The organism is Nostoc sp., from assembly GCF_035638895.1.
Classification (GTDB): domain Bacteria; phylum Cyanobacteriota; class Cyanobacteriia; order Cyanobacteriales; family Nostocaceae; genus Nostoc.
This window is the reverse complement of sequence record NZ_DASQZC010000507.1, coordinates 26,600-52,787: the sequence shown is the minus strand read 5'-3', so window position 1 is coordinate 52,787 and position 26,188 is coordinate 26,600. Positions and strand designations below refer to the sequence as shown.

23 protein-coding genes and 3 pseudogenes are annotated in these 26,188 nt (G+C 41.1%); 14 read left to right on the top strand and 12 right to left on the bottom strand.

Going from position 1 to position 26,188, the window contains the following annotated elements; translation table 11 throughout:
• Positions 1 to 102 precede the first annotated feature (102 nt).
• Both VE944_RS25410 and VE944_RS25405 read right to left on the bottom strand, forming a co-directional pair.
• Complete coding sequence (locus tag VE944_RS25410; protein WP_324983638.1) at positions 103 to 363, bottom strand: hypothetical protein; 261 nt, start codon at positions 361 to 363, stop codon at positions 103 to 105.
• Between the two features lie 641 nt (positions 364 to 1,004).
• Entirely contained in the window at positions 1,005 to 1,220 is a 216-nt protein-coding gene (locus VE944_RS25405) for a hypothetical protein (RefSeq protein WP_324983635.1), read from the bottom strand.
• 230 nt (positions 1,221 to 1,450) lie between these two features.
• Between VE944_RS25405 and VE944_RS25400 the strand changes: the two genes are divergently transcribed.
• Positions 1,451 to 2,467: a potassium channel family protein gene (locus tag VE944_RS25400; RefSeq protein WP_324983632.1), complete on the top strand. Its 1,017-nt coding sequence runs from the start codon at positions 1,451 to 1,453 to the stop codon at positions 2,465 to 2,467.
• A 101-nt stretch (positions 2,468 to 2,568) separates the two neighbouring features.
• On the opposite strand, the gene VE944_RS25395 is transcribed toward VE944_RS25400, so the two are convergent.
• The 6 genes from VE944_RS25395 to rsmH form a co-directional block, all read right to left on the bottom strand.
• Positions 2,569 to 3,519: an SDR family NAD(P)-dependent oxidoreductase gene (locus tag VE944_RS25395; RefSeq protein ID WP_324983629.1), complete on the bottom strand. Its 951-nt coding sequence runs from the start codon at positions 3,517 to 3,519 to the stop codon at positions 2,569 to 2,571.
• A 122-nt stretch (positions 3,520 to 3,641) separates the two neighbouring features.
• A complete protein-coding gene (locus VE944_RS25390) occupies positions 3,642 to 4,586 on the bottom strand; it encodes a heme-dependent oxidative N-demethylase family protein (protein ID WP_324983723.1) in 945 nt (314 codons plus the stop codon).
• Positions 4,587 to 4,760: 174 nt separating this feature from the next.
• The gene (locus tag VE944_RS25385) at positions 4,761 to 5,318 is read right to left on the bottom strand and encodes a methylmalonic aciduria and homocystinuria type D protein (RefSeq protein WP_324983626.1); all 558 of its coding nucleotides are present in this window, start codon (positions 5,316 to 5,318) and stop codon (positions 4,761 to 4,763) included.
• 308 nt (positions 5,319 to 5,626) lie between these two features.
• The gene (locus VE944_RS25380; protein ID WP_229554842.1) at positions 5,627 to 5,833 is read right to left on the bottom strand and encodes a glycogen debranching protein; all 207 of its coding nucleotides are present in this window, start codon (positions 5,831 to 5,833) and stop codon (positions 5,627 to 5,629) included.
• Between the two features lie 149 nt (positions 5,834 to 5,982).
• Positions 5,983 to 6,645 carry a MotA/TolQ/ExbB proton channel family protein gene (locus VE944_RS25375; RefSeq protein WP_324983620.1) on the bottom strand — a complete coding sequence of 221 codons (663 nt, stop codon included), beginning with the start codon at positions 6,643 to 6,645 and terminating at the stop codon, positions 5,983 to 5,985.
• A gap of 75 nt (positions 6,646 to 6,720) precedes the next feature.
• Positions 6,721 to 7,641: a 16S rRNA (cytosine(1402)-N(4))-methyltransferase RsmH gene (gene rsmH, locus VE944_RS25370; RefSeq protein WP_324983617.1), complete on the bottom strand. Its 921-nt coding sequence runs from the start codon at positions 7,639 to 7,641 to the stop codon at positions 6,721 to 6,723.
• A gap of 408 nt (positions 7,642 to 8,049) precedes the next feature.
• Between rsmH and VE944_RS25365 the strand changes: the two genes are divergently transcribed.
• The 3 genes and pseudogenes from VE944_RS25365 (at position 8,050) to VE944_RS25350 (ending at position 13,619) form a co-directional block, all read left to right on the top strand.
• A complete protein-coding gene (locus tag VE944_RS25365) occupies positions 8,050 to 9,234 on the top strand; it encodes an NAD(P)H-quinone oxidoreductase subunit H (RefSeq protein WP_118169588.1) in 1,185 nt (394 codons plus the stop codon).
• A 220-nt stretch (positions 9,235 to 9,454) separates the two neighbouring features.
• Positions 9,455 to 12,910 (top strand): annotated as a pseudogene (locus VE944_RS25355) (helicase-related protein).
• Positions 12,911 to 13,058: 148 nt separating this feature from the next.
• Complete coding sequence (locus VE944_RS25350) at positions 13,059 to 13,619, top strand: Uma2 family endonuclease (RefSeq protein ID WP_324983610.1); 561 nt, start codon at positions 13,059 to 13,061, stop codon at positions 13,617 to 13,619.
• 75 nt (positions 13,620 to 13,694) lie between these two features.
• Here VE944_RS25350 and VE944_RS25345 read toward each other — a convergent pair.
• Positions 13,695 to 13,997, bottom strand: a pseudogene (locus tag VE944_RS25345) (DUF4351 domain-containing protein); the annotation flags it as partial.
• Positions 13,998 to 14,002: 5 nt separating this feature from the next.
• On the opposite strand from VE944_RS25345, the gene VE944_RS25340 reads away from it, so the two are divergent.
• From VE944_RS25340 to VE944_RS25305, 8 genes and pseudogenes are all read left to right on the top strand, one after another.
• The gene (locus VE944_RS25340; protein ID WP_324983607.1) at positions 14,003 to 15,991 is read left to right on the top strand and encodes an Eco57I restriction-modification methylase domain-containing protein; all 1,989 of its coding nucleotides are present in this window, start codon (positions 14,003 to 14,005) and stop codon (positions 15,989 to 15,991) included.
• Between the two features lie 166 nt (positions 15,992 to 16,157).
• Entirely contained in the window at positions 16,158 to 16,388 is a 231-nt protein-coding gene (locus tag VE944_RS25335; RefSeq protein ID WP_324983604.1) for a hypothetical protein, read from the top strand.
• Positions 16,389 to 16,497: 109 nt separating this feature from the next.
• A pseudogene (locus VE944_RS25330) lies at positions 16,498 to 16,785 on the top strand (GAF domain-containing protein); the annotation flags it as partial.
• A gap of 82 nt (positions 16,786 to 16,867) precedes the next feature.
• Complete coding sequence (locus VE944_RS25325) at positions 16,868 to 17,257, top strand: VOC family protein (protein ID WP_324983600.1); 390 nt, start codon at positions 16,868 to 16,870, stop codon at positions 17,255 to 17,257.
• Between the two features lie 97 nt (positions 17,258 to 17,354).
• Complete coding sequence (locus tag VE944_RS25320) at positions 17,355 to 17,687, top strand: DUF433 domain-containing protein (protein ID WP_324983597.1); 333 nt, start codon at positions 17,355 to 17,357, stop codon at positions 17,685 to 17,687.
• A 6-nt stretch (positions 17,688 to 17,693) separates the two neighbouring features.
• Positions 17,694 to 18,047, top strand: coding sequence for a DUF5615 family PIN-like protein (locus VE944_RS25315; protein ID WP_324983594.1), 354 nt, complete (start codon positions 17,694 to 17,696; stop codon positions 18,045 to 18,047).
• Positions 18,048 to 18,150: 103 nt separating this feature from the next.
• The gene (locus tag VE944_RS25310) at positions 18,151 to 19,329 is read left to right on the top strand and encodes a class I SAM-dependent methyltransferase (protein WP_324983591.1); all 1,179 of its coding nucleotides are present in this window, start codon (positions 18,151 to 18,153) and stop codon (positions 19,327 to 19,329) included.
• 351 nt (positions 19,330 to 19,680) lie between these two features.
• Positions 19,681 to 20,547 (top strand): NAD(P)-dependent oxidoreductase, encoded by an 867-nt coding sequence (locus VE944_RS25305; RefSeq protein WP_324983589.1) that lies wholly within the window; start codon positions 19,681 to 19,683, stop codon positions 20,545 to 20,547.
• A gap of 158 nt (positions 20,548 to 20,705) precedes the next feature.
• On the opposite strand, the gene VE944_RS25300 is transcribed toward VE944_RS25305, so the two are convergent.
• Together VE944_RS25300 and hslO are read right to left on the bottom strand one after the other, a co-directional pair.
• Entirely contained in the window at positions 20,706 to 22,793 is a 2,088-nt protein-coding gene (locus tag VE944_RS25300) for a chromosome segregation ATPase (RefSeq protein ID WP_324983586.1), read from the bottom strand.
• A gap of 154 nt (positions 22,794 to 22,947) precedes the next feature.
• A complete protein-coding gene (gene hslO / locus VE944_RS25295; RefSeq protein WP_324983584.1) occupies positions 22,948 to 23,853 on the bottom strand; it encodes an Hsp33 family molecular chaperone HslO in 906 nt (301 codons plus the stop codon).
• A 140-nt stretch (positions 23,854 to 23,993) separates the two neighbouring features.
• Here hslO and VE944_RS25290 point away from each other — a divergent pair, with 140 nt between their 5' ends.
• The gene (locus VE944_RS25290) at positions 23,994 to 24,380 is read left to right on the top strand and encodes a hypothetical protein (protein WP_324983582.1); all 387 of its coding nucleotides are present in this window, start codon (positions 23,994 to 23,996) and stop codon (positions 24,378 to 24,380) included.
• A gap of 279 nt (positions 24,381 to 24,659) precedes the next feature.
• Here the strand turns inward: VE944_RS25290 and VE944_RS25285 are convergent, their stop codons facing one another.
• Positions 24,660 to 24,794, bottom strand: a complete 135-nt coding sequence (locus VE944_RS25285) for a hypothetical protein (protein ID WP_324983579.1) — start codon at positions 24,792 to 24,794, stop codon at positions 24,660 to 24,662.
• Between the two features lie 906 nt (positions 24,795 to 25,700).
• On the opposite strand from VE944_RS25285, the gene VE944_RS25280 reads away from it, so the two are divergent.
• On the top strand, positions 25,701 to 25,997 hold the full coding sequence (locus tag VE944_RS25280) for a hypothetical protein (protein ID WP_324983577.1): 297 nt from the start codon (positions 25,701 to 25,703) through the stop codon (positions 25,995 to 25,997).
• The last annotated feature ends 191 nt before the right edge of the window (positions 25,998 to 26,188 follow it).

The window sequence follows — 26,188 nt, the reverse complement described above, 5'->3', positions numbered from 1 at the left end:
TTTAAAAATAATAACTATAGTAATAGCACAATTGGCAAAGAGGATACTGTAATAAATACTGTTGTGAAGCTCACAATATATGCTGGCGGTAATGACTGTATTCTACCTTCTGTTACAATCATCCACCTGCTGTATTACCAAAGAAAAAATGACACTTGATTGCTTGTCAGATAGAGGAGTTGATATTTCACTTGTTTGACACAAACCTAAGTATCCAAAATCACTGATAGTATAAATTCGACAGACTCCTTGATTGAGCCATAACTTCAAACGGAGTTTTTGTTCGTAGAATTCCTTAGATGCATTGAGATTATGCGTATAAAAGAAGGTAATTTGCTCGTCGATTTGCGGATGAACAGACATAAATACATTTGAGTATATACCCTAACGACATCGGGCGATCGCATCGGTCAAAATTGATTGATGTTAGAAACCTGTTACTACTCCAGATGCGCTTAAGGCATCTGGAGTTTCTTTTTGGAAATAAGCGATGTCTACGACGGGTTGCGCCTACGCAATTTTCTAAATCATCCGGATATGCCAAAACCCGGCTGAATAAGGATGCATACTGAATTATCTATATTTAAATATGGGGCATTAGTTATTGATGTACCCCTCCTGCCAAACAACTCTCGCAAAACAGCCTCAGATTGACTGGGGCTGTTTTGCGTTACTTCCGATAGAGAAGTTGGTAAACGAGAAGCACAGTGGTTTGTCCTCGTAGACTTTTATCTACATTTGAGTGTATACCCTGATGACGTAGGATTCTCTTACGGTGAAAATTTGGTATAGGTAAATGTGTATCTTTCTTGGCTCCAGATTTGCCACAAATATTTCTGGAGTTTTTTCATTATTAGAGTTTAAAATTATCGATCTAATCTAAACTCCAGTGGATATTTTACTTTTATTATCAACACGCATACTATATAGCAATCCTATCTGATTTGTGAAAATTCGCAGTGTCCAGATCCCCGACTTCTTTAAGAAGTCGGGGATCTAACTTTTCAATGATTTAGGATTACTATAGCTGTGGGATAAGCAGTTTGTAACTCATCATTGCTACCTTTGCTACTGAATACCAATTCAATATCGGCTGTATCGGCTGGCACTCTCACCACCCCTTGACCGATTACCATTAATGAATGGCGATCGCTTGCTGGTGGGTAAAATAATTGGGCATTAGTGATTTTGGGCGTTAATGCTCCCACCCCGACAGCCACAGTAATACTTACACCATTAGAATTTATGTATGGGGTTCTCCCCTCTGCCCCCAGCTAAGTGCCCCTTGTCCTCTTCAATGACCTGTCATAGCTGGATTTGTAGTTTGAATGTACTAAAAATCACAAATGCGATAAAGTTATTACAAAACTAGAAAAAGTAGGCTAAAAGTACTATTTTTACGTCATTCTCAACACTTGAGCAAAAATATCAACGTATCCAAAAGGAGTTAATGGCTGGGGCGATCGCTCTTGGCGGTGTTTTCTTCATTGGCACTTCGTGGTACTCGTTAGTGGAGGGCTGGTCATGGGAAGATGCGGCTTATATGACAGTCATCACTCTTGCAACTGTGGGATATGGAGAGACGCACCCGCTAGGTAGCCGAGGACGATTGTTTACCATTGCCTTGATTTTGTTGGGTGTAGTCAATATAGGTTACATTGTCAACAGATTTACCGAAGCGATCATTCAAGGCTATTTTCAAGAAGGAATTCGACTACAGCAACAGAGGCGGTTAATGGAATCCCTAACAGAACACTACATCATTTGTGGATTTAGCCGGACTGGTCGTCAAATTGCCAAAGAATTTCGGGCAGAAGACGCACCTTTTGTAGTGATTGATTCGGAAATGGAATCTGTGCAAAGGGCGCAGGCGGAAGGTTACACGGCATATCAAGGTGATGCTACCCTAGATGACACACTTCTGAAAGTTGGTATTGAACGGGCGATGTGTATTGTTGCAGCCCTTCCTTCAGATGCCGAAAATTTATACATTGTTTTATCAGCAAAAACGCTGAATTCGGCAATTCGGGTGATTGCACGGGCAAGTACAGAAGAGGCTTTACAGAAGTTACGACGCGGTGGTGCAGATGAAGTGATATCCCCCTATATTACTGGTGGGAAGCGCATGGCTGCTGCGGCTCTCAGACCCCAAGTATTGGACTTTGTAGACGGTATTTTGACAGGTGCAGACCGCCAATTGTATATGGAAGAATTTTTACTCGACCCGGCTTTTTGTCCCTTTGTGGGTCAGAGTTTGCAAAAAGCGAGATTGCGATCGCAATCTGGGGCATTAGTTCTGGCAATTCGCCGCCTTGATGGGACTTTAATCGGTGGCCCCACTGGTGATACGGTGTTAATGCCAGGAGATCGGTTAATTGGTATGGGTACAGCTGAACAGTTGCGTGACCTTAACCAAATTCTTGGCCCGATGAATTCCAAACAACTGCGGCGACCAAAAAATAGCTAATGAAAGGGATATGGCAAATAAATAAATGATAACGATTGGGTATCCTAAATTCAGATCCTCCCGCCTACGGCGATCCTCAAGGCTGTTTTTGTTCGATATCGCTAACGAGCTAGCTGACCACCCGTAACATCTAAATCCATACCTGTTAACGATGTCGCTTGATTGGAAGCCAGAAACAAAACTGCTTGTGCGATTTCGTGAGGAGTCATAATTCGCTTTGTCACAAAGCCTTGAACTGCTTGTTCATAAGTGATCCCCTGGAAAGCAAAAGATTCCCGTAGTTGCGGTGTATCTACAGCCAGTGGCGAAATGGAATTGATGCGGATATTGTAGTTAGCATTTTCAATGGCTGCGGCTTTTGTTAAACCAATAATGCCATGTTTGCTAGCGTTGTAATGAGCAGTTGTACTGAAGCCAACGTGTCCAGCGACCGACGCCATATTAATGATAATGCCTCCACCCTGACGCCGCATACGGGGAATCTCGTATTTCATGCACAAAAACTCTCCAACAGTATTAGTTGTAAGGATGTCAATGAAATTATCGAGGGGAATTGTGTGAATTTCGGCTGGAGTCATGAAGATTCCGGCATTGTTGAAAGCGATATCAATGCGACCATACTTCTGGATGCAGCCTTCGATAAAAGCTTTGACATCCTCTTCTTTTCTAACATCAGTTCGCATATACGTAGCTTCACCACCAAAGCCTTTGATTTTCTCTTCAACTTGTTTGCCTAAGTTTTCACGTCGTCCGCAGAAGAAGACTTTTGCTCCTTCTCGCGTAAAAGCATAAGCTGTTTCTTCTCCAATTCCCGACGTTGCACCCGTAATCAGTACAACTTTACCTGTAAATTTGCCGTTGCGATCAATAGTAGTTTTGGGTTCCGGCGGTTTTTGAGTATTTGCTTGGACACCTCCAGCAACTATCGTGGCTGCGACTCCAGTAGCAGAGACACCACTAAGCAGTATCCGCCGCCGAGAAATTCCTTTCATTAATCCTTTACCTGTATAATTTGTCTTTGAAGAGAATGTATCCTCAAACTTGTCTGCCATTCGCTTCTCCTAAGTTCTTCTTAACTAGCCCGTGTTAATGGAAGTTTGCAGCAGACTGCAATTTGAATTTACAATGAAACTTAACTTAACGATCGTAATTTCTGTAAATAATATTTAAGACCTCAACCATCCTCTAGCCACTCCAAAATACTGGCTTTACTTTCTACCAAACCTTTATAAACTAGTGATTCCGGTGTCATTGACTGAATCGCAGCATACAGCTTAGACCGTAACACTGGATCTTTTTTAACTACACTACAATCTCTAAAATAAGTACGAATACTAAAAAGCGCCGCTTCATACTGTGGTAGCCCCCAAATAACTTGGCGCTCAATTCGCAGATAAAGTCTAGGATGCTGCGGATCAAAGTTTCTACCTTGCCATTGTTCAACTGACACACCAAGCGGTGGTTCGGGATGGTGGTTAAGGCGGGTGTCGGTACTCAAACCCCAAGCAAAGCGCACCATCGGTTTGTGGCTAATCATTGTATGAGCGATCGCACCTGCACGTCGATTAATTTTTTCTATACCAGCGACAGGTGCATGGATTGCGGCAAAATCTTTACCAATTTTTTCTTCAGCTGACCAGTGGTTGGGATAGCAGAGATGAACTGCACTCAGCCAATTGATACCATTGGCACGACAGATAACTGTCAAATCTTCTTGTACCTGTGCTGATAAAGCATCAAGGGTAGAGGCGTAAGCTGGAACAACTGAACTACCCTCGACTTGCTGTAACTGTAATTCTGCATCTAAATAAAGGGTTTCTTTGGTAAGTTGGCTGTGGAATTTCAGAGTGCTATCTATTGACTTTTTGCAATCAAAGTGCTGTGGGTGTTCTTCAGTGAGGCGATTAATTATCAAACGAGCGATCGCACCTGCCACAGCTTTAGAATAATTGCTGGTTTGGTAGTACTTGCTCAACCGTTCCCCACGAGCTAAAAGTTTAGCCTGACGGTAGTGGGCAAAATTATCATCAATTTGAAATACCTGCTGATCAGCCTGAGTGTTACCAAAACAGGAACCAAAAGCCATCATCCCCGGCTTGACTTCGTAGCGTCCACTCATCAGAGGGAAGTAGTAAACCACACTATTAGAGGCTTCGACTGTCTTAGCTTCCTGGAAGAAGTTGTTGTCTAAAGACACAGATTCTATGATGCTTGTTTTTTATTCTCCTCATATCCAATATATATGAAGGGATAAGGAAGAAATAACCAATGACCAATGACAAATGACCAATAACTAATAATCAATTTCTTTCCACCCATGCATGGCTGCTAAACTTTTTGTAACCCATTCGATCACAACTGGGGGAGCTTCTGATATCAAAATACTAGGATAAACTGCTGCACCCCAATCGGGATGCACTAGCACACGGCATTGATTCTTAATCACTGGATAGTTAAGCAACGCTTTCACAACTGCTGTGTCATCGTGAGGGATTGCTCCGGGATGAGACAGTAAAGGATAGCCTGTACGAGGGTCGATCAGGTCTGTTAAATAGCCGCGATCGCGCAGATTAAATGCCAAATCGCAGCCAAATCTCATAAACTTTTCTCGCAAGCGTTCTTTCTCTGTCTCTACTTCTGCTGTCTTTTCGACTAGTTGATAACGCGATTGCTGTAAGACAATCACTACTCGTAAAAATGGCTGCCGTTTCCAATCTGGTAATATCCGTTCGCAGTTGGCACAGATATATTGACTGGGAGCATGAATTGAAATTTGAACCGCTTGTCCCGTTTCGCCAACTAAATTAATAGGACAGTTCTGCTCCGAAGTGTAAACCTTGAGATAGTTCACTAAATTGATTCGGTTTTTGCAAGTTTTTTAATTTAATCTCCGGTATAGATGATAGCTCTTAAAAGTTCATAAAAATCATCAATTTATTATAAAATTTTACTTTTTTTGGCAGTAGTTGCTAATAATTAGATAATTTTAATCCGATTTTTATCCTTTATTAACCTGTTCTCATGGGATTTGTTGCGATCGCTATCAACATTGGCATAGGTGCAGCGTGTGTTATACAAGCAATGCCTATGGCGGGCTACGCCTATGCTCCTGAAATCTGTTTCATTAAAATCCCAAAAAATGAACTCGATTTCACCCAATTAATTGAGTTTTAAAGAATTCACCGGCACATCATCCCAAGAATCGACTGTCCGCAATCGCGCTACCCAACCAGCTTCCTTTTGCGTCTTGGTCAAATTATTCTGAAATGAATCATGACAATCTTTGGCTTGAGATTCGTTACAAGTAGCAATACAGGCATGAATCATCCCAGACGGATCAATTTGCTCATTTACCCAAATAGTCATAGAATATTTCCTCGAAAACTGTAGCGAAAAAAGTTATTCGTCATTTTAGAATACTATTAGAGCCAATCAATTTTGGATTTTAGATTGCCGATTTTGGGGTTTGGCATGAGTGCGGCTCGACTGAGCGATCGCTGAATGTCTCAATCGAACTATTTTGGATTTATTTTGAATTTTAAATTCTTATCTCCTCTTTCGTAGCGACGCCGGTAGAGTAATTCTAACTGTCCACCATATTCTTGAATCCAGGCAATCTGGCGTTGGTAGAGTCCCCGGAAGGTATTGGCAAATAATAGTGTAAAGATTGCCACCACTAACCCTGATGCAGTGGATACTAAAGCTTCACTAATTCCAGATGTTACACCTGCTGTTTTAGTACCTCCCACATCTCCGATATTTAGAGAGGCAAAGGAGTTAATTAATCCTAAAACAGTGCCGAGAAGTCCCAACAGGGGCGCAAGACCAATAATTGTCTCAAAAATATTTTGGGAACGCTTGAGTAAGGGGATTTCGCCTTGGGCTTCACTTTCTAATGCCAAACGAAATTCCTCTGGTGTCGGCTCTTCCAATTCTAAAGCTGCTAAAAAAATTCGAGAAATAGGTAAATCAGTATTTTTCTGCAACTTATCTAAAGCACCAACTACATTATCAAGGCGATAAAGCTGTAGCACCTCTCGCACTACCTTGTTTTGTCGATTATTTATCCTTACCCAAAAGATGATCCGTTCCATAATCAGCGCTACTCCTAACAAAGAGAACGCTAGCAGAGGCCACATGACTATGCCACCTGCTGTAAACAGATTACTAATTTCCATCTATTATTTTTTAACTCATCAACAACGCTAGGTTAACAGATCGTTGAGATGGAGCAGTTTAACGCTGCATTGTAGTTACAGCAACTTTTCGGCTATCCTCAGTTTGGCTGATCGCGATCGCGGATTTTTCCCAATTTCCTCTTCTTGTGCAATAATCGGCTTTTTTGTCAAGACTTTTAACAAAGGTGAATTTCTTAAACCATGTTTCACCGGACGGTCTTCCAAACTATGAAAACTGATAATCGCAATTCTGCCACCAGGGACAAGAGCATTTGGGGCTTTATCCAAAAAGGTTTCTAGGGATTTTAACTCATCGTTAACGACAATTCGCAGAGCTTGAAAAACACGGGTAGCCGGGTGAATTCTCCCATAACGGTATTTGGGGGGAACTGAAGAAGCGATCGCATCAGCCAATTCTGTAGTCGTGTGTAACGGACGGCGTTCTACAATACGACGAGCAATGCGCCGCGATAATCTCTCTTCACCGTACTTAAAGAAAATATCTGCTAATTCTGCTTCATCCCAATTATTAATCACATCAGCAGCAGTTAGCGATCGCCCTCGATCCATTCGCATATCCAAATTCGCAGCTTGGCGAAAGCTAAAACCTCGTTCTGCTTGATCTAAATGGTAAGAACTCACCCCCAAATCGGCTAAAATACCATCGAAAGTGTTGGGGGGAAATTGGTAGTCAGCAAAATTGCTATAAATAAATTGTATGCGAGCCTCCTTCGGAGGAGCTTCGCTAACGCTATATTCAGCTAATTCTTTCCTTGCTGCGGCTAAAGCATCTTCATCTTGGTCAACTGCCGTTACCCGCACATCGGCAGCAGCTTCTAAAATCAAGCGACTGTGACCACCACCACCTACCGTTACATCTAAATAATGTCCACCTGGACGAACCGCCAAACCCTCAATTACCTCTCGTCCCAAAACGGAAATATGAGAAAAAGCCAGTTCTTCTATATCTAGCGGTGTTTGTAAATCTGATTTCATCTTTAATTTTATTTTTATTTCTATTTGGTAAAACTTACACCAAAAACCTCTTAAACTCTTATTCCTCCGTGTCCTTTGCATCCTCTGTGGTTCGATTTAAGTCCTGTTTAGCGCTTATTCCCAATTCCCAACATCAGGATTTTAAATGCAAAAAGAGATTAGATGAAAAAAAACCTGTGCCTCAATCCCTTGCATATCAAGCTTCCCTATAATAATTGAAGAGGTGCAACGAAATGAAACATCAATTACAACACCTGCGCTGCTATCCTCTCTCCAACATAACCCTGTAGAGTCAAAATTATATAGATTGCCCCTACAAACCTCATTTTGGCAGACTAGATAAATCGGCTGTGGTTGGCATCTAGGCGGTTCAATTCAAAATTTTCACGAACGGAGAACACGAAATCTATGACCAGACTAGAAACCCGCACTGAACCAATGGTGCTAAACATGGGGCCACACCACCCCTCAATGCACGGGGTTCTGCGGCTAATCATGACTCTGGATGGCGAGGATGTCGTTGACTGTGAACCAGTTATCGGCTATTTGCACCGGGGAATGGAAAAAATCGCTGAGAACCGTACTAATGTAATGTACGTTCCTTACGTTAGTCGTTGGGACTACGCAGCAGGAATGTTCAACGAAGCCGTCACTGTTAATGCCCCAGAAAAACTTGCAGGTGTCGCTGTCCCCAAACGCGCTAGCTACATCCGCGTCATCATGCTGGAGTTGAATCGGATTGCTAACCACTTGCTGTGGTTTGGCCCTTTCCTCGCTGACGTAGGCGCACAAACTCCCTTCTTCTACCAATTCCGGGAACGGGAGATGATTTATGATTTGTGGGAAGCAGCCACAGGTTATCGGATGGTGAATAACAACTACTTCCGCATTGGTGGGGTAGCAGCCGATTTGCCTTATGGTTGGGTAGATAAGTGTGTGGAATTTTGCGACTACCTATTACCCAAAATTGATGAGTACGAACGCTTAGTAACCGATAACCCTATCTTCCGGCGACGTGTTGAGGGACTTGGTACTATCACCCGTGAAGAAGCAATTAACTGGGGACTTTCTGGCCCCATGTTACGCGCATCTGGCGTGCAATGGGATTTGCGGAAAGTTGACCATTATGAATGCTACGACGATTTCGACTGGGATGTACAGTGGGAAACCGCCGGTGATTGCTTTGCCCGTTACGTAGTGCGGATGCGGGAAATGCGCGAATCTGTGAAGATTATTCGCCAAGCAATTAAAGGACTTCCTGGCGGGCCTTACGAAAATCTGGAAGCCAAGCGTTTAGCCGCAGGTAAAAAATCCGAGTGGGACGCGTTCGATTACCAATTCATTGGTAAAAAAGTTTCCCCCACTTTCAAGATGCCCAAAGGTGAAATTTACGCTCGTGTAGAAAGTGGCAAAGGTGAATTGGGAATTTATTTGGTTGGCGATGATAACGTCTTCCCTGCACGTTGGAAGATTCGCGCAGCAGATTTCAACAACCTCCAGATTGTTCCACATTTACTGCGGGGCATGAAAGTTGCAGATATTGTGGTGATTCTCGGTAGTGTTGACGTAATTATGGGGTCTGTGGATAGGTAGAAAGTGTCTATCTAAACATTTTATAGAGCAGTTGTATTATGCAACTGCTCTTTTTTTTATAATTTTTGAAAACACAATAAATCTTTGAAGACGCGATAAATCGCCGTCTCTACAAAGGATTGATTATTGTACAGACGGCGATTTATCGCGTCTCTAATCTAGCTGGAAAAATTTTTTACTCATATAACAGATGTACGAAATATTTATAGAATTTTAAAAAATGCCCCGTATTTTTGACAACATAGATTTGCAACTGCTACCGATTTTACGAGAAACCCTCAAAGTCTCTTATCGCGCAGACTTTTGCGTTGGCTACTTCAACCTCAGAGGTTGGCGAAGAATTGATGATTTGATTGAACAGTATGTTGGTAGTGAAAATGCTTGTTGTCGTTTGCTAATAGGGATGCAAAGCTTACCCAGTGATGAAGTTCATGCGGCATTTTCCCTTAGTAATGGTGATGGAAGGATTGACAATAGTAGCATTGTGCGGTTTAAAAAACGTATGGCGGCGGAATTTCGCCAGCAGTTGACTATCGGTGCGCCGACTAATCAGGATGAAGCAGGGTTACGGCGGTTGAGTCATCAGTTAAGAACTCAGAAAGTAATTATTAGGCTGTTTTTGCGCCATTCTCTTCACGCCAAGTTATATCTTGTGCATCGTCATGACCCAAATACTCCCACAGTGTGATTCCTGGGTAGTAGTAATTTAACCCTTCCCGGACTGGCGAAACAAGGGGAGTTAAATGTAGATATTTTAGACCATGATGCTTGTAATAAACTGCAAAAGTGGTTTAGCGATCGCTGGCAAGATTACGGTTGTGTAGATATTTCTCAAGAATTAGCTGAAATTATCGATCAGAGTTGGGCTAGACAAGATTTAGTCTCACCTTACTACATCTACCTGAAGATAGCTTACCACTTATCCCATGAAGCGATCGCAGGACTTTCAGAATTCCGCATCCCCCGCGAATTTAACAATTTATTTGATTTCCAAAAAGCTGCCGTACAGCTAGCAGCACGTCATGTAACTAGGCGTGGCGGCGTATTAGTGGGTGATGTGGTTGGTTTGGGCAAAACTTTAGTTGGAACCGCTTTGGCGAAGATATTACAAGAAGATTGTTTTTTAGAAACACTAATTATTTGCCCAAAAAACTTGGTGTCAATGTGGCAAGAATATGCAAATAACTATCGGTTACTTGCCGAAATTATGCCAATTAGCCAAGTACAAAATAAATTACCAAAACTTCGCCGTTATCGAGTTGTGTTAATTGATGAAAGTCACAATTTACGGAACCGCGAAGGTAAACGTTATCGAGCAATTACAGAATATATTGCAGCTAACGAAAGTAAATGTATTTTATTATCTGCTACTCCTTACAATAAAAGTTATCTTGACCTTTCCGCGCAACTGCGGCTATTTGTGCCAGAAGACGAAGATTTAGGATTAAGACCAGAAGCTTTAATTAATGAACTTGGTGGCAGTTCGGTAGGAGAATTAGAGTTTATTAGAAAGCATCAATGTTCAGTACGTTCTTTAGCTGCCTTTGAGAAAAGCGAACACCCTGATGACTGGCGAGAATTGATGAAGCGTTACATGGTGCGTCGCACTCGCTCTTTTATTAAAGATAATTATGCCCACACAGATGAAACAGGGCGTAAATATTTAGAATTTGCTGATGGGAGACGTTCTTATTTTCCCCAGCGTCTACCTCGGAGTTTGAAGTTTCCTTTAGAAGGTTCTAGCAGTGACTTTTATGCTCGTCTTTACTCAGAGTTAGTTGTAGAAGTAATTAATCAACTGAATTTACCTCGTTATGGACTAGGAAATTACGTTATTGCGAAACACAAACAGCCGCCTACAGACACCGAGCAACGCTTTATTAATAGCTTATTTCGTGGCGGTAGGAGGTTAATGGGTTTTTCTCGCACCAACTTATTTAAACGTTTAGAAAGTAGCGGTGTTGCTTTTATTCAATCAATTGAGCGCCACATTTTACGAAACTTTATTTATTTATATGCCCTAGAGCAGGGGTTTGATATTCCTATTGGAACTCAGGAAGCTGAGTTATTAGATACAAGTAATAATGATGAAGATGCCGATTCTGTAGCAGCAGCTTTGTTTGATACAGAAACGGAAGATGATGATTCTGACCTAACCCCCCAACCCCCTTTCCTACTAGGGAATGGGGAGAATTCAAAGCCTCTCTCCTTGCAGGAGAGAGGTTTTCCAGATTATGTGAAAAGTCAAGAAAAAGTTTTTCGTCAAAGAGCAGAATTAATTTACCAAGAATATACAACTCGATATCAACGGCGATTTAAGTGGTTGCGTTCTACACTTTTTGATATTAAAAAGCTGAAACGGGATTTGTTAGAGGATGCCAAAGCACTTATTAATGTACTGCAACAGTGTGGTGAGTGGAATCCTCAAAAAGATGAGAAACTTGCTGCTTTAATCAAACTATTAACAGAAATTCACCCCAAAAATAAAGTACTAATTTTCACACAGTTTGCTGATACAGTCCGGTATCTTGAAGACAATTTGCAGTCGAGTCAAATTACTCATGTAGCTGGGGTGACAGGTCAATCTAAAGACCCGACAGTAATGACGGGAAGATTTAGCCCTGTGAGTAATGGAAAACGTGAGCAAATTTCATCATCAGATGAGTTGCGTATTTTAATCGCCACCGATGTTTTAAGTGAAGGTCATAATTTGCAAGACTGTGCAATTATCGTCAATTGGGATTTACCTTGGGCGATTATTCGCTTAATTCAACGCGCGGGAAGAGTAGACCGCATTGGACAAAATGCTGATAAAATTCTCTGTTATTCTTTTTTACCAGCCGAAGGAGTAGAACGGATTATTAATTTGCGGGGACGACTCCGCAAACGACTGCAAGAAAATGCGGAAGTAGTGGGAACTGATGAAGCTTTTTTTGAAGATGATGATGCACGGGTAATTCTCGACCTCTACAACGAGAAATCTGGAGTTTTAGATGGTGAAGAAGATACAGAAGTTGACTTGACTTCAGAAGCATTTCAAATTTGGAAAAAAGCTACCGATGGTAATCCGGGTTTGAAAAAAACGATAGAAGAAATGGAAAATGTAGTTTATTCTACCCGCGCCCATACTCCGCAACCTGTGCAACCAGAGGGGGTATTGCTTTATATGAAAACTACCGAAGGAAATGATTCTTTAATTTATGTTGACCGCGATGGAAATAGCGTTACTCAATCACAATTAGCAGTGCTTCGGGTAGCGGCGTGTGAAGAATCTACCCCAGCGATACCCAGAGACAAACAGCATCACGAGTTAGTCAAAAAGGGTGCTGAACTGATTGCTGAAGAAGAGAAAAATGCAGGTGGTCAATTAGGGCGACCATCAGGTGCAAGGTTCCGCAGTTATGAACGGCTGAAAAGTTATGTTCAAGAAATGAATGGAACACTATTTGTTAGCGAAGAACTTTTAAAAGCAATTGATGAGATTTACCGTTATCCTTTGCGACAGTCAGCCATTGATACTCTCAACCGTCAACTGAGAAGCGGTATTAATAATCAGCAGTTAGCTGAGTTAGTAGTGGCGCTACGAATGGATGACCGTTTGTGTATTGTCACAGAAGAACTAGAAAAGCGAGAACCTCAGATTATTTGTTCATTAGGATTATTTTCTAATTCGTAATTTTTAATTAAGGCAATAGACGCGATGAATCGCCATCTCTACAATAATCAGTCCTTTGTAGAGACGGCGATTTATCGCGTCTTTATTATCCGCAACACACCCTACAAAGGTTTAAAGATATAATTAAATTATTTTAGGAGTAATTTTTATGGTTATATTATCATCTAATCTTTCTTTAACAGAGTTTCTGCAATTACCAGAAACTAAACCAGCTAGTGAATATATTGATGCAGAAATCTACCAAAAACCAATGCCGCAGGGAAAACATAACAGAATCCAAACTCGTTTATCAACCGAGATTAATCAGGAAAGCGAACCTGAGCAAAAAGCTTTAGCATTAACTGAATTACGCTGCACATTTGGAGGACGTTCTTTAGTTCCAGATATTGCTGTATTTGAGTGGTCACGACTTATTGTTGATGAAGATGGGGAAATTGCCAATAAGTTTAAAATTTATCCAGATTGGATAATTGAAATTTTATCACCTGACCAATTTCCTAACCGGGTGATTGATAAAATTATTTTCTGCATTAATCATGGTACAAAATTAGGTTGGTTTATTGACTCTAACGATAAATCGGTGATGGTATTTCAACCTAATAAATTGCCAGAAGTAAAATATAATAATGATAAATTGACTGTTCTTGATGTATTAACAGATTGGCAAATTACGCCAGCAGATATATTTAGTTGGTTAAAAGTTAAATAGTAAATCAATATCTAAATGATATGGTGCGTTAGCCTTTGGCTAACGCACCATACTGGATTTTAAAAATTAAACTGTTTAATTTGCTTCCAACCAGTTAAGTAAATCCTCAATGGCTGTAAAATCCAATAAAGCCTCGCCAAGTGCTTCTAATTGCTCTAGGGAAAGAGCTTGAATGCGCCCCCGAACCTCTTGTGGTAACTCTCCTACTCGTTTTTGTAGTTGCCTTAACACGAGTGTTTGTCCTTGTTCCTGTTTTCCCCGCTCGTAACCAATGCGTTCGCCTGTGGTAATGTAGCTCATAGTCCGCTCCTGCTCTAATTGCTTAAACTCTTGCCAAAATTCTGCTTCCAAGGCTTTTGGTAAAATCATAACCCAATCATGCGGTGGGAAATTCACTACAAGGAAATCTATTACAGTCTTTAGCCGCAGATAATTATAAGAAAATTTTAGAAGAAAAGAATAAATCTGTTGAGTTGTACAAAGAACACGCTTTTTCACCTAAACAATTACCCGATACAGATACACCTAAAGATACTCGATTGATACACATCCGCAAAAATATTGAACAACTGAACAAAAAATCGCAAGAAAAGTTAAATCTTTTGCTATTGGATGAGTTTAGTAAGCGTTTGGGTATCAAGTATGAGGAAGTTCAGTTAACTGGAAAATCACAGAAGCGGGTTTTGAAGGTTGAGGATATTGCAGCTTTGAAACCGTTTCACTGGGGTTATCATTTTGACAAGGTTTTAAAACGCGGTGGTTTTGATGCAATTATCACTAATCCGCCGTGGGAAACTTTTCAGCCGGATGCAAAAGAATTTTGCTCTGAATACAGTGATATCGTGTCTAAAAAAAAGATGGATATCAAAGATTTTGAGGTTGAACTAAAACGTTTATTAATAGACACGAAAATTCAAAAGGCATGGTTAAAGTATCAAAGTGATTACAACCATCAAAGAGAGTATTTTAGATTTGCCGAACAGTATATAAATCAAGTTCCTATAATTAATGGTAAACGCCACGGAAAAGATGTTAACTTTTACAAACTGTTTTTAGAACAATGTTTTAATCTTTTACGTCATGGTGACGGATGTGGCATCGTTATACCAAGTGGTATTTATACTGATTTAGGAGCTAAGAAGCTTCGAGAGATGCTATTTAATCATACAAAAATCACAGGTTTATTCTGCTTTGAAAATCGTAAGACAATTTTTGAAGGGGTTCATCGTAGTTTTAAATTTGCTATTCTAACTTTTGAAAAAGAAGGCAAAACAGAAAAATTTCCTGCTGCTTTTATGCGTCAAGATGTCCAAGAACTGCAAGGGTTCCCTAAAAATGATGGTTTACCAATTAGTATTGACTTAGTGCGAAAGCTATCACCTGATTCTCTCTCAGTAATGGAGTTCAAAAATGATATTGATTTTCCCATTGCTGATAAAATGACCAAGTTACCATTGTTGGGTGAAAAACTTGAAGATAAATGGAACTTGGAACTACATCGTGAATTTAATACAGCACTTCCGGCGGCTATGAGGTACATCCTCAAAGCTGAAAGCTATGATAGGAGAGGGGTAATGAGGAAAACTGTATTGCATAATAGCCGGAAGCGCTGTATGACTGATGATGCTTTTCTTTTCAAGAAAAAGCCAGAGAAAGGTACATTAGCACTCTATGAAGGTAAAAGGATTCATCAGTTCACTCATATCTTTGCTGAACCAAAGTATTGGATAGATGAACAAGAAGGTAGAAAAGGTTTATTAAAACGAAAGGAAGTAGATAGCGGTCAAAAGTTTGACTATCAAAACTACCGTTTAGGTTATAGGGATATAGCGTCAAGTACCAATCAACGGACAATGATTGCAGCAATTCTTCCCCCTAATGTTTTTGCAGGGAATACAGTAGTTTTGTCAGACCGATTTTCAAAATATGATGAATTAATATTTATTTGCTCTTTACTTAATAGTTTCACTTGTGACTTTGTAACTCGTCAAAAAGTTACATCTCATTGTAATATGTTCTATGTCTACCAACTACCCGTTCCACGTTTAACAAAAAACGATCGCAACTTCAACGATATTGTACAACGCGCCGCCAAACTCATCTGCACCACACCAGAATTTGACGAACTCGCGCAAGAAGTCGGTTTAGGTTCCCATCAACAAGGCGTTACCGACGAAGCAGAACGCGCTAAACTACGCGCTGAACTCGATGGAATGGTAGCACATCTTTATGGCTTAACCGAAGATGAATTTAGCTACATCCTCACAACATTTCCCATTGTGAATGCAACCGTTAAAGAAGCAGCATTGTCAGCTTATCGTACCTTTGTCCCAATGTTTGCAAATTCAAAAGTAGAACTTACGCAAAAGTAGACGCTGTAGAAGCGATTTATGATATTACTTATATTAAAGAATCTCAATATAGTCCGATAACTACCAGCAATGCCTGTCCAACCATAAATTCAAGAGCATATTGACTCGGCGGCTCAGTGCTAACATGGCCTTCGTTGACCACAATCCTCAATTAATGGAGATACCCATGAAAGAATTAATGAAACAGCCTTCATCTTGGCTACCAAATGGAATAAAACTTAATCGTTCTGATCAATTTCGTCTTTTTTCTTTTACTGAAGAATTACAATTTCGTTTAGAAGAACTATTAGAAAAAAATAAAGAAAATTTACTCAATCCAGATGAACAAGCAGAATTAGCTGGTTTATTGAAATTAGAAAAAATCTTCAGTTTTATCAACACTGAACTTGCTTCTTAATTGTGGTTATCAACAATTTTGTTCGTTTAAATGTCCGTAAAAGGGCAAAATACTTGTGTGAATATTGTCACTCTCCAGAACGATCAAATGCAACACCCTTTACTATTGCCCAGATGATTGTTTTAACAACGAGTATGCTGCTTTATACTTAGCAGGACGGGTAAGAGCGATCGCTGATATTGAATTAGAGCCAATCGAGCCTTGTCACCGAGATTTTCTGTGCAATTTGCAAGTTCGCGCCAACTTGGTTGTACCAATTGTCATCCCTAGAGGATTATGGGGATTGCTAGTAGCACATCACTGTCAAGGGCCTCATTATTGGTCGCCATCAGATATAGAAATGATGAAAACAGGGGCACAAACTTTTGCAACAGATCATAATATTCTGGAGAGTTAAGTCACTGTATATTCAAATCACCTACAGTAAAGTGGCAGAAATCTTCGCCAGCACTGATTTTTCTAGTTAAGGAGAAAAAACTATGAAATTTGCTTACACGGTTATTTGGGTAGACGATGTAGTTAAGACCGTTGAGTTTTACGAAAAAGCCTTTGGTCTAGTTCGTCGCACCCTCGTAGATAAGGGGCAATCTATCTGGGCGGAAATCGAAACCGGAAACACTACACTAGCTTTCTCCTCTAGTAGCGAAGCACAGAAGTTATTTCCTGGTGGCTGCCATCACAACGACGCTACACAACCACCAGCATTAATTCAGATATCATTTATTACTCCTGATGTTGGCAGCGCCTACATGAGAGCGATCGGAGCTGGTGCAAAAACCCTAGATGCCCCTAAAAGCCAGCCTGGGGGACAAATGATTGCTCGTGTCCGCGATCCCAATGGCGTGCTGGTGTCGTTGGTGAGTGCCTAAGTAGCAATTGCCTTTTAGCAGATGTCTTGATCTAGATGGCTGCTTCTAAATTTGGCTTATACTGGCCATACGAAAACAGCACTGTCTAGATATTAAAATGCTACTTATTCCTACTGTTACCCCGATTCCCCTTGTAACTGATGCAAATGGCGTTGTTAGGATTAGCAAAACCCGCATCACTTTAGATACAGTGGTTACAGCTTTCCTTGAAGGGTCTACAGCAGAAGAGATTAGAGAGCAGTACCCATCGCTTCATCTTTGGGATATCTATTTCGTTATTGGTTATTATTTACGACACCAAGCCGAGGTTGATGCCTACCTTCTAGAGCGTCAAAGACTTGCCGCAAAGGTTCAACAGGAAGCTGAAAAGCGTTTTAACCCCATTGGGGTGCGCGATCGCCTATTAGCAAGACGCAACCCGCAAGGGTAAATTGCGATGCTGCGTTTTTTGGCTGACGAGAACTTTAACAATCAGATTGTCCGTGGTATTCTGCGTCGGAACAGTAATGTTGATATTGTCCGTGTTCAGGATGTTGGATTGACTGAAGCAGACGACCCAACTGTATTAGAATGGGCAGCGCAAAACAGGCGTGTGGTGCTAACTCATGATGTTGCGACGATGACAACTTATGCTTATGAACGATTACAAGCAGGCTTGGCAATGCCTGGTTTGTTTGAGATCAGTCGTCGTGTTTCAGTTGGTTTAGCGATCGAGGAAATTTTGTTGCTAGATGAATGTAGCTTAGAAGGAGAATGGGAGGGACAAGTTCGGTTCTTGCCTTTGCGTTAACGATTGAAGGCGATTAATTGGTGTAGCCCGTTGTAGACATCACGATCGCCTTAATGAAAATCAATAGATAATTTTCTTAGATGGATCTCAAATCTCAAATTTTATGGATTCAAATCCAGCATTGTGTGCAGCGATCGCTAATCACATTACCACCAATCCTCAACAACGAATTACTTTCGCCGAATTCATGGAAATGGCATTATACCACCCTGAATACGGCTACTATTCCAGCGATGCAGTCAAAATAGGTTTTAAAGATAGTGATTTTTTTACCTCTCCTAACCTCTGTTCTGACTTTGGCGAGTTACTAGCAGAACAATTTTTCCAAATGTGGGAGATTTTAGGAAAACCTGTACCCTTTTCTCTGGTAGAAATGGGAGCAGGTCAAGGATTGCTAGCTTTGCATATCCTTAAATATCATCAACTGCACTACCCAGATTTTTTTACCGCCCTAGAGTACATCATTGTTGAAAAGTCGCCAGCATTAAGGCAAGAACAGCAGCAACGCTTGCAAGATTTCTCGGTGCGTTGGTGCAATTTAGAGGAAATACCACCAAATGCGATCGCAGGCTGCTTTTTTTCTAATGAATTAGTAGATGCTTTCCCCGTCCATCAATTTATCCTAGAAACAGGCGAACTCCGAGAAATTTATGTAACCACAGATAGTAATGAGGAAGAAACCTGCTCATCATTTGTAGAAGTCACAGGAGAACCTTCAACGCCCCAACTAGCTGAACATTTGGATTCACTGGGAATCGACTTGAGCCAAAATGCATATCCCGATGGCTACCGTAGTGAAATTAATTTAGCTGCTCTAGACTGGTTGAGTATAGTAGCAGACCGCTTGCAGCGCGGTTATGTGTTAACAATTGATTATGGCTACCCCGCCAGTCGTTACTATAATCCCAGGCGATCGCAAGGAACGCTACAGTGCTATTACCAGCATCGTTTCCATGACAACCCCTATATTAATATTGGGCGACAAGATATCACTGCCCATGTTGACTTTACGGCTTTGGAACGTTGGGGTGAGAAGTACAATTTAAAGAATATTGGTTTTATCCAGCAGGGATTGTTTTTGATGGCGTTGGGGTTAGGCGATCGTATTGCAGCCCTTTCTTCTCAACAGCAATCTCTCTCACAGTTACTACAGCGCCGGGACTCACTACACCAACTTCTAGATCCTACAGGACTCGGCGGCTTTGGAGTCTTAATTCAGAGCAAAGGTCTGGACAATACAGAAATTTCTCAACCATTACTCGGATTGACCCTGCCAGAGTAAACCTAAAGAAAGAAAAGTTAAAATTCTATTTAAGAATGCAGTATCAGTCTTATCTAGACTAGCATAACAGTGATTACTGTAAAGTTAAACACAATACCAAAGTAATAATTATGTCCACCCATGATCTGTTAATGCTAGTAACCTTACTTACTCCAGGGATTTTACTTTCAGTGATAATTATGGTGACTTTTGCGGCTGGTGGCTAATTGCCAGAGACGTTAGTTACTAATCAGTGAATAGCTATCAGTATTTAAAGATAACTGTTCACTGATAACTGATATTAAAATCAAACGATGGAAACGCGATGCCTACAACAGGCTACGCCTACGCTGTACCAAAGGAACGTGAAAAATGAAGGTGGCATTTCTGGGAACTGGACTGATGGGACTACCAATGGCTCAAAGGTTATTAGCCGCAGATATACAGCTAGTTGCCTATAATCGCACCCCAGAAAAATTAGCACCACTACAAGCATCTGGGGCTGAAATTGTTACACATCCCCGCCACGCCATTCGTGCTGCTGAGTGCGTAATCCTCATGCTGACTAATGCCCCGGCCATTTATAATGTGTTGCTTTCAGATACTGCTTGGCAAACTCTGGAAGGGCGCACAATCATCCAAATGGGAACAATTACTCCTACAGAAAGCCAGGAAATTAGAGATGCAGTTGTTGCAGGTGGTGGTGAGTATTTAGAAGCACCTGTATTAGGGAGTATCCCAGAAGCAAAAGCTGGCAAGTTGAGTATTATGGTAGGGGCCGAGCCAGAACAATATGAACGCCACTTAAAGTTACTCCAAAATTTTGGGACAGAACCTTTACTTATTGGGCCAGTGGGATCTGCGGCGGCGCTCAAATTGGCACTAAATCAGCTAATAGCTTCCCTAACAACTAGCTTTGCTTTGAGTCTGGCTTTTGTCCAGCGTCAAGGTGTTGATGTGGATGTGTTTATGCAAATATTGCGCGACAGTCCACTCTACGCACCTACCTTTGACAAAAAGCTACAACGGATGTTGGATGGCAATTATGCTGATCCGAATTTCCCCACAAAACACTTGCTCAAAGATACAGAATTATTTATCTCGGAAGCGAAATCTCGAAGTTTGGATCTCAGCAGTATTAAAGGTGTTCGGCAAATCTTGCAAACAGCCGTAAAAATGTCATTTGCTGATGATGATTACTCATCACTATTTTCTGTAATTAAAGAATGGGGAGAGTGATCGAGGAATAAATTTTCGTAAGGTAGTACAGCTAACTGTGCTACCCTACTTGAAAAATATTTTTGAGACACATTAAGGAAATCTCCCTACACCCCGGCATCCCTGATATGCTTTTTGAAAATGCTGAATTAAAAAATTTTAATCTTTAAATAACGATATTACTGCCCAGTAGTAGTTGATTGAGGAAATGGTAGAGATTCAGGCTGGGGCTGAGGTTCTGGTTGAGGATTGAGAAATTCCTGCCAAGCCCTAATTTGCTCTTGCGCCGCACTGTAAGAAGCACTACCGCGTGGAATCGATTTAGCAATGTCAATCCCTCTGCCAATATCAGACTGACCTTGAGAGCGTGCTATTTCTAACAATTGCTGACTCCACTGGTCAATAGCCAGATTCGCATCCATACGTAAGATGCTATTATTTGAAACCCGATCTGCCAGCCGTATTGCCTCAACCAATGCTTCTGGTGTGCCAGCTGCGCCTACTTCCTGCGCTTTTTTCCAGTTTTCCCTGGTGCGGATTTCCCCTTCCCAGCCATTTATAGCAGTTTGTGCTTCTTGTGAAAGCGCCCTTCCCGACGAGGCAATTTGTTGAGCTACGCTAATGGCGGCTGTGATATCTCCACTTTGAGCCAGTTCTTGTGCCTGATCTAAATAGGGTTGGTCTTGAATTCGCTGAATCTTTCCTACCCAAGTGCGAATTTTTTTCCGTGCTTCTGGATATAATGCACGACCTCTACGAATTTCGCTAGCCTGAGCGATCGCAGCTTGCAAGGAGTTGATATCATCAAACATTGCTATCTGTTCGGCGCGTTCTAAGTAAGGTTGGTCTTCAATTGTCTCGACTTGGGCACGCCAGCGACCCATTTCTTGCCTAGCTTCTGTGGCCCGGGGATTACTCGCAGGAATCAGCTGCACCTGGGCGATCGCTGCTGTTAAATTAGGGACTGTTCCCTGGCTAGCCAATATTCTCGCTTTTTCTAAATTGGCAACATCTTCAATTTCTAACTGCCAACCAGCAATCAGCTGCTGTGCTTCGTTATACACTGGTCTATAGGGATCAATTTGTTGTGCTTGAGCGATCGCAGCCTCTAAACCAGAAACGTTACCTATCCAAGCACTTCTTTTCGCGTCAGCTATGGCGATAAAGTCATCTGTTTCACCCTGTAATTTCGCAATCTCTGGAATTTGTCTAGCAATATCTAGTGCTTCATCGGCATCCTGCTTGTCTAGTTTTGCCTTTGCCAATTCCAGCATTTTGCGTCCAAATACCGGAATCGCTTCCTGAGCTTTTTGGTAAATGTAACTTTCTTGCCCAATGGACTGAGCTAACTTGATAGCTTCTAATAAATTATCGACAACTTTGCTGTTTGCTAAATTTTCGGCTTTTCCTAACTTATCGCCATCTTCCCGCGCTGTGGCAATTAGACGATTCAATTGGTCGTATTTAGTACCCGCCCAGTATTGATTGTCTACACGCAGCATTTTGGCGGATAACATGAATGCCGATTGCCATCGCCGTTCCTTAACTTCAGCGATCGCACCGTTGTATGTGGCTTCTGCCTTTGACCAAATTAACTGCCATTTGTCAACTTGTTCATCGACTAATTTATAAGCTGCCACATCTTTGGGTATCTTACGAGCAGTAGCGATCGCTTCCTCTAAATTACCTGTTTGGAAACTTTCATCAGCTAGCTTCAAAATATCCCGTGACCATTCTTCGATGAAACGATCAATTTCTCCATGCAACGGGTGATTTTGTGGTAGTTGCTTCACCAGAGCGATCGCTTGCAATAAATCGTTCACTGTCTGTTTAGAAGCCGCCAACTGAGCGCAGTGTAACCGCACCGAAGCGCTAGCTAGCGGCCAGAAAATCGAGGGGCAATTAGGGGCAGAGGGCAACTTTAGCAGCATTGCCATTGCCAAGAATGCTACACTGCCGGGAATCAAAGTTAGCAGTACCAGCCACAACACCCAGCTTTTCATCCAGCGTGGCAATTTCCCAGGATTTCTACTGAGTTGGGCAGTTTCTTTTGAATTACTATTTATAGGTAATCCTTCTCTACTAGACGCTTTGCGATCCGTATGGTTTTTTTTTCGCCGCTTCACTGACTTGGAGTTAGAACCAGTAACTGGGGCATCAAATGGCTGAGTTTCACCGAATTGTTCTGTTCGGGATAATCTTTTGTTTTGATCTGGCTCTCTTCCACTGGCTGAAGACCAACTGTCTGGAATATCCCGCTCTGTCATCTCTCACACCAAAATAATTGAATAGCGCTCTGTTTTAGGTTGATAATTCCATTGTTGACATAGTAACTTTCTCATCATTAAAAAGCTACTTTTTTAAATTTCTCTCTCCACAGAATATCATTATCAATCTAAAAAAATAGTGCTATTTTATACGTTATCCTAAAACAGTAGATTCAGCTTGCAAATCGGCAATTAGTTGAGCTAACTGATCGCTACTTGCCTGATAAACGTTGCCGCAAAATTCGCAAGTTGCTTCAGCACCATCATCTTTAACAATCATATCTTGCAGTTCAGCTTCTCCCAAAATCTTCAGTGCTCCTAAAACGCGATCAAAAGAACAACCACAGTGGAAGCGCAGCATTTGCCGTTCGGGAAAGATTACCAGTCCCATGTCTCCCAACAAGTCGTTAAAGATTTCAGTCAGATTCTTCCCAGCTTGCAACAATGGCGTAAATCCTGCTAGCCCAGCAACCCGTGATTCCAACGTTTCTACTAAAGCTTCGTCTCTAGCAGCTTTGGGCAATACTTGTATCAGTAATCCTCCAGCCGCAGTTACTCCACCTGCTCCCACAAACACACCTAAAACTAAAGCTGAAGGTGTTTGTTCGGAATTCACCAAATAATGAGCCACATCATCGCCAATTTCCCCAGAAACTAGTTCAACAGTACTAGAGTAAGGATAACCGTAACCAATATCCCGGACAACATAGAGATAACCACCACCCACTGCACCACCAACATCTAGCTTACCTCTGGCATTAGGAGGCAATTCCACCGATGGATTCCCGACATAGCCGCGTACCGTACCATCTAAGCCTGCATCTACCAATATGCCACCCAAAGGCCCATCGCCCTTCACCCGGACGTTGACCCTTGACCCAGTTCGCTTCATACTAGAAGCCATTAATAAGCCCGCCGCCATAGTCCGACCCAGTGCTGCCGTTGCCACATAAGAAAGCTTGTGACGCCCCCGTGCTTCTTCTGTTAAACGTGTGGTGATCACACCTACGGCACGAATTCCACCTTCGGCTGCTGTTGCACGAATTAACTGATCCGCCATGAATAACCTTACATTTCTTAACAAGTTCGCTTTTTCTATTCTAAGTTCTCTGCTGGTAGAAATGTGACGCAGCAATAATCAGTGATTGTATTTGCAATATTAGAAGTAGCGATGTCTCACCTTTAGGTAATCCTATAAAAATGCTGGGTAATTTTCAACAAAGCCAACTGCGGATCGAAATTGAAGCACCAACAGATGCAATTCGTGACAGTCTGCTGCATCCGGTGCAACTAGAAAAATGGCTCTTAGGGCAACGCTTTGCGCCAGGAATGCCAGAAGAACTGCTTCCAGGATTCCAGTTTACTACCTGGACTGGGCCAGTTGCGATTCATCATCAAGTAGATGTTGTTAAATCAAACTGTCTCCGCTTGGTACTTAGCGGAGGCATTGACGGGTTTCACGAATGGTACTGGGGAGAAGGTTGGGTACAGTCCCGCTTGGAAGGAGTTTCACTTTTGCCCTTGAATTTCGGTCAAACTTTGAGTTTGTTGAGCTTGCGTCAGTTTTTGGCAACTCAAGGACGTTGATTTGAGTAAAAGGATTGGGGATTGAGCATTAGTTATTCTTTGCTTCCCCAGTTCCTAATTTAGGAATGTGAATCAAATAACACAAGTTGATGATTAGCATTTGATGTTTCAGTCGTGATCGCATTCATAGATAAATGCCTAAAAGCCTTGCTATGCAATAATAAAGAGAAATATCGCAATCAAGCTAATTGAGAATAGTATTAATAAGCCACAAGTTAATGATTAGCATTTGATGTTTCAGCCGCGATCGCATTCATAGATAAATGCCTAAAAGCCCTGCTATGCAACAAGAAAGAGAAATGTCAAAAAGTTTTTGCCTACCTGGAGAATAGTGATCGCCCCCGTATTTCCCATCTGCTGATATTGGTTCATAGATGCGATCGCCTGTCCCATTGCATTAGACTCACTACCCATTGGAATTTTTAACGCTTGGAGTCGTGCAGCAATTTGCGATCGCTGTAACTGATTCTGCTGGGTATTGCCGTCTTTTCTTTAAATAAGCTTTTTTGAAAAACTCCCATAATTTGGCGTTTTCACCCTCCAGGGCGAAAACGATCGCTTTTGCTTTTATTACAAATTAAGTGTCTTCACTATATGTATTAAATGTGCAAATATCAAGCTTATATATAGCTAAAAATATACCAATTAGCGCATTTTAGTGTAAACATCAAATCTTTATAATTTTATCTATAATTTTATCTTTTCTTTATTGACTTTCAATAATTTATATTTTTAGAAGAAAGCTTTTTTTAAACTAATTAATAATTAAGCAGATTTATGATTTCTTATATTAGAATAATTTATCTATTTAGAATTGTTGCTGTATAAAATAACTTTAAAAATTCCCATTTGTATATAAAAATACTTATTAATAAATCAGAATCGCAATTTAGAGTTTTATAAATTTATTTAAGCACAACTCGTATAAAAAAGTTCTTTGGTTTGCTTAACTATATCTTAATTTTGGGTCTTTTCGTTGATTTATCAGTATTAATACTTAATCATCTTAATTTATCCATTTTTTGACAAAATTAAGCTTTTAGAGCGTCATACTTATATGAATATATATTGACGCCTACAATTTTTTGATAAATTAAAATTTATTTTTTATTAACTTTGTATAAACCATCACCATAAAACATCTTTATTGAAGGTGTGTAATACACATTTCTTTAACAATTAGTTGCTTGACCTATTTAGCAAGAGTAGTAAGATACTTCTATGGACAGGAAAAAGTTACCAGATATACAGTTTAGGCTTATATCTATTACTTTGGGCTGACCTGACGTTAATCCCAACAATCAAGTAAGAACTAAAATTATGGAAAGCACATTGTTTACCGCATTAAGCACCAACGAAGAAGCTAACTTGTCTGGTGGCACAAAGCCAGTAAAAATTATTAAAGGCGGCAATGCCACTGGTGGCAATGGCACTGGTGGCAATGGCACTGGTGGAGCTGGTGGTGCTGGAACTGGTGGTGTTGTTTTTGTCAAGAAAATTAATAAGAGTACAGTTAGTGCAGATGGCATTGGTGGAAATGGTGGTGCTGGAACTGGTGGTGCTGGAACTGGTGGTGCTGCACTTGGTGGTCCTGGACTTGTAGTAATAGACGCTTAGGCTTGACGTAACGTTAAGTGTATAAAACTTATCATTACGCTCAAACCTATGGAGCTGAGTAGAGGAGAAATAATAACCTTAAGGCAGGATTAAATATGTTTTTAGACAAGCGAAACGCTGCGTTTTAAATAAGTTACCCTGTTACCGCAGGTTAAATTACTTTTGCAGATGCCTCAATTGTTAATCAACTT

Coding starts and splice junctions, on each gene's coding strand:
- VE944_RS25410 (WP_324983638.1), bottom strand. CDS start 363: ATGTCTGTTCATCCGCAAATCGACGAGCAAATTACCTTCTTTTATACG.
- VE944_RS25400 (WP_324983632.1), top strand. CDS start 1,451: ATGGCTGGGGCGATCGCTCTTGGCGGTGTTTTCTTCATTGGCACTTCG.
- VE944_RS25395 (WP_324983629.1), bottom strand. CDS start 3,519: ATGGCAGACAAGTTTGAGGATACATTCTCTTCAAAGACAAATTATACA.
- VE944_RS25390 (WP_324983723.1), bottom strand. CDS start 4,586: ATGAGTGGACGCTACGAAGTCAAGCCGGGGATGATGGCTTTTGGTTCC.
- VE944_RS25380 (WP_229554842.1), bottom strand. CDS start 5,833: ATGACTATTTGGGTAAATGAGCAAATTGATCCGTCTGGGATGATTCAT.
- VE944_RS25375 (WP_324983620.1), bottom strand. CDS start 6,645: ATGGAAATTAGTAATCTGTTTACAGCAGGTGGCATAGTCATGTGGCCT.
- rsmH (WP_324983617.1), bottom strand. CDS start 7,641: ATGAAATCAGATTTACAAACACCGCTAGATATAGAAGAACTGGCTTTT.
- VE944_RS25365 (WP_118169588.1), top strand. CDS start 8,050: ATGACCAGACTAGAAACCCGCACTGAACCAATGGTGCTAAACATGGGG.
- VE944_RS25350 (WP_324983610.1), top strand. CDS start 13,059: ATGGTTATATTATCATCTAATCTTTCTTTAACAGAGTTTCTGCAATTA.
- VE944_RS25335 (WP_324983604.1), top strand. CDS start 16,158: ATGAAAGAATTAATGAAACAGCCTTCATCTTGGCTACCAAATGGAATA.
- VE944_RS25325 (WP_324983600.1), top strand. CDS start 16,868: ATGAAATTTGCTTACACGGTTATTTGGGTAGACGATGTAGTTAAGACC.
- VE944_RS25320 (WP_324983597.1), top strand. CDS start 17,355: ATGCTACTTATTCCTACTGTTACCCCGATTCCCCTTGTAACTGATGCA.
- VE944_RS25315 (WP_324983594.1), top strand. CDS start 17,694: ATGCTGCGTTTTTTGGCTGACGAGAACTTTAACAATCAGATTGTCCGT.
- VE944_RS25310 (WP_324983591.1), top strand. CDS start 18,151: ATGGATTCAAATCCAGCATTGTGTGCAGCGATCGCTAATCACATTACC.
- VE944_RS25305 (WP_324983589.1), top strand. CDS start 19,681: ATGAAGGTGGCATTTCTGGGAACTGGACTGATGGGACTACCAATGGCT.
- VE944_RS25300 (WP_324983586.1), bottom strand. CDS start 22,793: ATGACAGAGCGGGATATTCCAGACAGTTGGTCTTCAGCCAGTGGAAGA.
- hslO (WP_324983584.1), bottom strand. CDS start 23,853: ATGGCGGATCAGTTAATTCGTGCAACAGCAGCCGAAGGTGGAATTCGT.
- VE944_RS25290 (WP_324983582.1), top strand. CDS start 23,994: ATGCTGGGTAATTTTCAACAAAGCCAACTGCGGATCGAAATTGAAGCA.
- VE944_RS25285 (WP_324983579.1), bottom strand. CDS start 24,794: ATGGGTAGTGAGTCTAATGCAATGGGACAGGCGATCGCATCTATGAAC.
- VE944_RS25280 (WP_324983577.1), top strand. CDS start 25,701: ATGGAAAGCACATTGTTTACCGCATTAAGCACCAACGAAGAAGCTAAC.